General features: G+C 58.0%; 2 rRNA genes. Both read left to right on the forward strand.

Going from position 1 to position 5,177, the window contains the following annotated elements:
* Positions 1–56 precede the first annotated feature (56 nt).
* Positions 57–1,580, forward strand: a 16S ribosomal RNA gene (locus tag LDL49_RS56090).
* Positions 1,581–2,064: 484 nt separating this feature from the next.
* A 23S ribosomal RNA gene (locus tag LDL49_RS56095) occupies positions 2,065–5,173 on the forward strand.
* The 16S and 23S rRNA genes sit together here, the layout of an rRNA operon.
* The last annotated feature ends 4 nt before the right edge of the window (positions 5,174–5,177 follow it).

The raw sequence follows: 5,177 nt of genomic DNA on the forward strand, positions 1-5,177 counted from the left end.
GGTGTGGATGTGGTGGATTCCTTTTATATGGTTGGGATTTCTTTCCCTTCAGACATTGTTTGGAGAGTTTGATCCTGGCTCAGGACGAACGCTGGCGGCGTGCTTAACACATGCAAGTCGAGCGGAAAGGCCCTTCGGGGTACTCGAGCGGCGAACGGGTGAGTAACACGTGAGTAACCTGCCCCTGACTCTGGGATAAGCCCGGGAAACTGGGTCTAATACCGGATATGACCGCCTCCGGCATCGGATGGTGGTGGAAAGTTTTTTCGGTTGGGGATGGGCTCGCGGCCTATCAGCTTGTTGGTGGGGTAGTGGCCTACCAAGGCGACGACGGGTAGCCGGCCTGAGAGGGCGACCGGCCACACTGGGACTGAGACACGGCCCAGACTCCTACGGGAGGCAGCAGTGGGGAATATTGCGCAATGGGCGGAAGCCTGACGCAGCGACGCCGCGTGGGGGATGACGGCCTTCGGGTTGTAAACCTCTTTCAGCAGGGACGAAGTTGACGTGTACCTGCAGAAGAAGCGCCGGCTAACTACGTGCCAGCAGCCGCGGTAATACGTAGGGCGCAAGCGTTGTCCGGAATTATTGGGCGTAAAGAGCTCGTAGGTGGCTGGTCGCGTCTGCCGTGAAAGCCCGCAGCTTAACTGCGGGTCTGCGGTGGATACGGGCCGGCTAGAGGTAGGTAGGGGCAAGTGGAATTCCTGGTGTAGCGGTGAAATGCGCAGATATCAGGAGGAACACCGGTGGCGAAGGCGGCTTGCTGGGCCTTACCTGACGCTGAGGAGCGAAAGCGTGGGGAGCGAACAGGATTAGATACCCTGGTAGTCCACGCTGTAAACGTTGGGCGCTAGGTGTGGGGATCTTCCACGATCTCCGTGCCGGAGCTAACGCATTAAGCGCCCCGCCTGGGGAGTACGGCCGCAAGGCTAAAACTCAAAGGAATTGACGGGGGCCCGCACAAGCGGCGGAGCATGTTGCTTAATTCGACGCAACGCGAAGAACCTTACCAAGGTTTGACATCACCCGGAAACGTGCAGAGATGTGCGCCTCTTCGGACTGGGTGACAGGTGGTGCATGGCTGTCGTCAGCTCGTGTCGTGAGATGTTGGGTTAAGTCCCGCAACGAGCGCAACCCTTGTTCCATGTTGCCAGCACGCTCCTTCGGGGGTGGTGGGGACTCATGGGAGACTGCCGGGGTCAACTCGGAGGAAGGTGGGGATGACGTCAAGTCATCATGCCCCTTATGTCTTGGGCTGCAAACATGCTACAATGGCCGGTACAGAGGGCTGCTAAACCGTGAGGTGGAGCGAATCCCTAAAAGCCGGTCTCAGTTCGGATTGGGGTCTGCAACTCGACCCCATGAAGTCGGAGTCGCTAGTAATCGCAGATCAGCAACGCTGCGGTGAATACGTTCCCGGGCCTTGTACACACCGCCCGTCACGTCACGAAAGTCGGCAACACCCGAAGCCCGTGGCCCAACCAGCTTGCTGGGGGGAGCGGTCGAAGGTGGGGCTGGCGATTGGGACGAAGTCGTAACAAGGTAGCCGTACCGGAAGGTGCGGCTGGATCACCTCCTTTCTAAGGAGCAGCTGATCGGATGGTGCAAGCCACCCGGTCTACGTCGAGGTCAGAAGCGAACGTCTTCTGCTCGGCAGCTCATTAGTGGAGCACTGGCTACTCAAGTGGTTCGGATCGTCCGGGCCGTTGGTACCGCCGCTGGCGACAGCGGAGTGGGAAGACGCGTCCAGGAGCTTCGGGTCGGCTTGAACACACTGTTGGGTCCTGAGGAAACGGACCTGGGACTGCGACCGCACCCCAAATCACCCGCGTCAGCGGCCGACCCCTATTCGGGTCGGATCTGCTGGTGCCGGGGTGGTGGGGTGGGGCGTCGGCGGAAGTCGGCGGCTGAGACGGTGTGCGGTCCCGTGGTTTGTGGATACCTCATGCAGGGCCGCCTTCTGTCACATCGCATCGACCCTTTCGGGGTGGGTGGTCTGGTGGCGGGTGGGGTTGGTTGCTGTTTGTTGTTTGAGATTTGCATAGTGGACGCGAGCATCTTTGTGGCCAAGTTTTTTAGGGCACACGGTGGATGCCTTGGCATCAGGAGCCGATGAAGGACGTGGGAGGCTGCGTTAAGCCTCGGGGAGTCGCCAACCAGACGTTGATCCGGGGATGTCCGAATGGGGAAACCTAGCACCAGTCATGTGGTGTTGCCTCCGCCTGAATGTATAGGGCGGTTGGTGGTAACGCGGGGAAGTGAAACATCTCAGTACCCGTAGGAAGAGAAAACAAGAGTGATTCCGTGAGTAGTGGTGAGCGAAAGCGGATGAGGCTAAACCGGGCGTGTGTGATAGCCGGCAGGCGTTGCATGTCCGGGGTCGTGGGACCCTCTGGGTCGATCTGCCGATCGGCCAAGGAGTGATAAACCTTTGAGGTAGTCGAAAGCTCTGGGAAGGGCTGCCGTAGACCGTGAGAGCCGGGTAGGCGAAATCTTGAAGGCTTCTTGAGGGGATCCCAAGTAGCACGGGGCCCGAGAAATCCTGTGTGAATCTGCCAGGACCACCTGGTAAGCCTAAATACTCCCTGGTGACCGATAGTGCACGAGTACCGTGAGGGAAAGGTGAAAAGTGCCCCGGTGAGGGGTCGTGAAATAGTACCTGAAACCGTGTGCCTACAAGCCGTAGGAGCTTACAGAGGATTCGTCTTCTGTGTGATGTGACTGCGTGCCTTTTGAAGAATGAGCCTGCGAGTTATGGTGTGTGGCGAGGTTAACCCGTGTGGGGGAGCCGTAGCGAAAGCGAGTCTGAAGAGGGCGTTTGAGTCGCATGCTGTAGACCCGAAGCGGAGTGATCTACGCATGGGCAGGTTGAAGCTCAGGTAAGACTGGGTGGAGGACCGAACCCACCAGGGTTGAAAACCTGGGGGATGATCTGTGTGTAGGGGTGAAAGGCCAATCAAACTCCGTGATAGCTGGTTCTCCCCGAAATGCATTTAGGTGCAGCGTCGCGTGTTTCTTGCCGGAGGTAGAGCACTGGATGGCTGATGGGCCCGACAAGGTTACTGACGTCAGCCAAACTCCGAATGCCGGTAAGTGAGAGCGTGGCAGTGAGACTGCGGGCGATAAGGTTCGTAGTCGAGAGGGAAACAGCCCAGATCACCGACTAAGGCCCCTAAGCGTGTGCTAAGTGGGAAAGGATGTGGAGTCGCAGAGACAACCAGGAGGTTGGCTTAGAAGCAGCCACCCTTGAAAGAGTGCGTAATAGCTCACTGGTCAAGTGATTCCGCGCCGACAATGTAGCGGGGCTCAAGTACACCGCCGAAGTCGTGGCATTGACCCCCATGCGGGGTTGATGGGTAGGGGAGCGTCGTGTATGCGGTGAAGCGGCAGAGTGATCTAGCCGTGGAGTGTACACGAGTGAGAATGCAGGCATGAGTAGCGAATCGAGGGTGAGAAACCCTCGCGCCGGATGACCAAGGGTTCCTGGGGCAGGCTAATCCGCCCAGGGTAAGTCGGGACCTAAGGCGAGGCCGACAGGCGTAGTCGATGGACAACGGGTTGATATTCCCGTACCCGCTTCAATGCGCCCATATCGAACCTCGTGATGCTAAGAGTCCTTAAGTCCTCTGATGTCCTTCGGGACTAGGGGTGAGGCTGAACGCTCGATCCGATCGGGTAGTAGGTAAGCGATGGGGTGACGCAGGAAGGTAGTCCAGCCCAGGCGATGGTTGTCCTGGGGTAAGCATGTAGGGAGTGAGGTAGGTAAATCCGCCTCGCATGTATCCTGAGATGTGATGCCGAGCCGATTGTGGTGAAGTGGATGATCCTATGCTGCCGAGAAAAGCCTCTAGTGAGTGTTGTGGCGGCCCGTACCCTAAACCGACTCAGGTGGTCAGGTAGAGAATACTAAGGCGATCGGGTGAACTGCGGTTAAGGAACTCGGCAAATTGCCCCCGTAACTTCGGGAGAAGGGGGACCTCTGCTGGTGATCAGGCTAGCTCTGTGAGCTGGTGGGGGTCGCAGTGGCCAGGGGGAAGCGACTGTTTACTAAAAACACAGGTCCGTGCGAAGTCGTAAGACGATGTATACGGACTGACGCCTGCCCGGTGCCGGAACGTTAAGGGGACTGCTTAGCCGACGTAAGTTGGCGAAGGTGAGAACTTAAGCGCCGGTAAACGGCGGTGGTAACTATAACCATCCTAAGGTAGCGAAATTCCTTGTCGGGTAAGTTCCGACCTGCACGAATGGCGTAACGACTTCCCCGCTGTCTCAACCGCAGACCCGGCGAAATTGCACTACGAGTAAAGATGCTCGTTACGCGCAGCAGGACGGAAAGACCCCGGGACCTTCACTACAGCTTGACATTGGCGTTTGGAACGTCTTGTGTAGGATAGGTGGGAGACTGGGAAGCTGCCACGCTAGTGGTGGTGGAGTCATTGGTGAAATACCACTCTGGTCGTTTTGAACGTCTAACTCTGGTCCGTGATCCGGATCGGGGACAGTGTCTGGTGGGTAGTTTAACTGGGGCGGTTGCCTCCTAAAGGGTAACGGAGGCGCCCAAAGGTTCCCTCAGCCTGGTTGGCAATCAGGTGTTGAGTGTAAGTGCACAAGGGAGCTTGACTGTGAGACTGACGGGTCGAGCAGGAGCGAAAGCTGGGACTAGTGATCCGGCATCGGCGTGTGGAAGCGGTGTCGCTCAACGGCTAAAAGGTACCCCGGGGATAACAGGCTGATCTTCCCCAAGAGTCCATATCGACGGGATGGTTTGGCACCTCGATGTCGGCTCGTCGCATCCTGGGGCTGGAGTAGGTCCCAAGGGTTGGGCTGTTCGCCCATTAAAGCGGTACGCGAGCTGGGTTTAGAACGTCGCGAGACAGTTCGGTCCCTATCCGCTGCGCGCGCAGGAGACTTGAAAGGGGCTGTCCCTAGTACGAGAGGACCGGGACGGACGAACCTCTGGTGTGCCAGTTGTACCGCCAGGTGCACGGCTGGTTGGCTACGTTCGGAAGGGATAACCGCTGAAAGCATCTAAGCGGGAAGCTCGCCTTGAGATGAGGTCTCCCACCATGAGAGTGGGTAAGGCTCCCGGTAGACGACCGGGTTGATAGGCCGGAGGTGGAAGCACGGTAACGTGTGGAGCTGACCGGTACTAATAGGCCGAGGACTTGACCACAAAG

The sequence above is a fragment of the Nonomuraea aurantiaca genome (assembly GCF_020215705.1).
Taxonomy (GTDB): Bacteria; Actinomycetota; Actinomycetes; order Streptosporangiales; family Streptosporangiaceae; genus Nonomuraea; species Nonomuraea aurantiaca.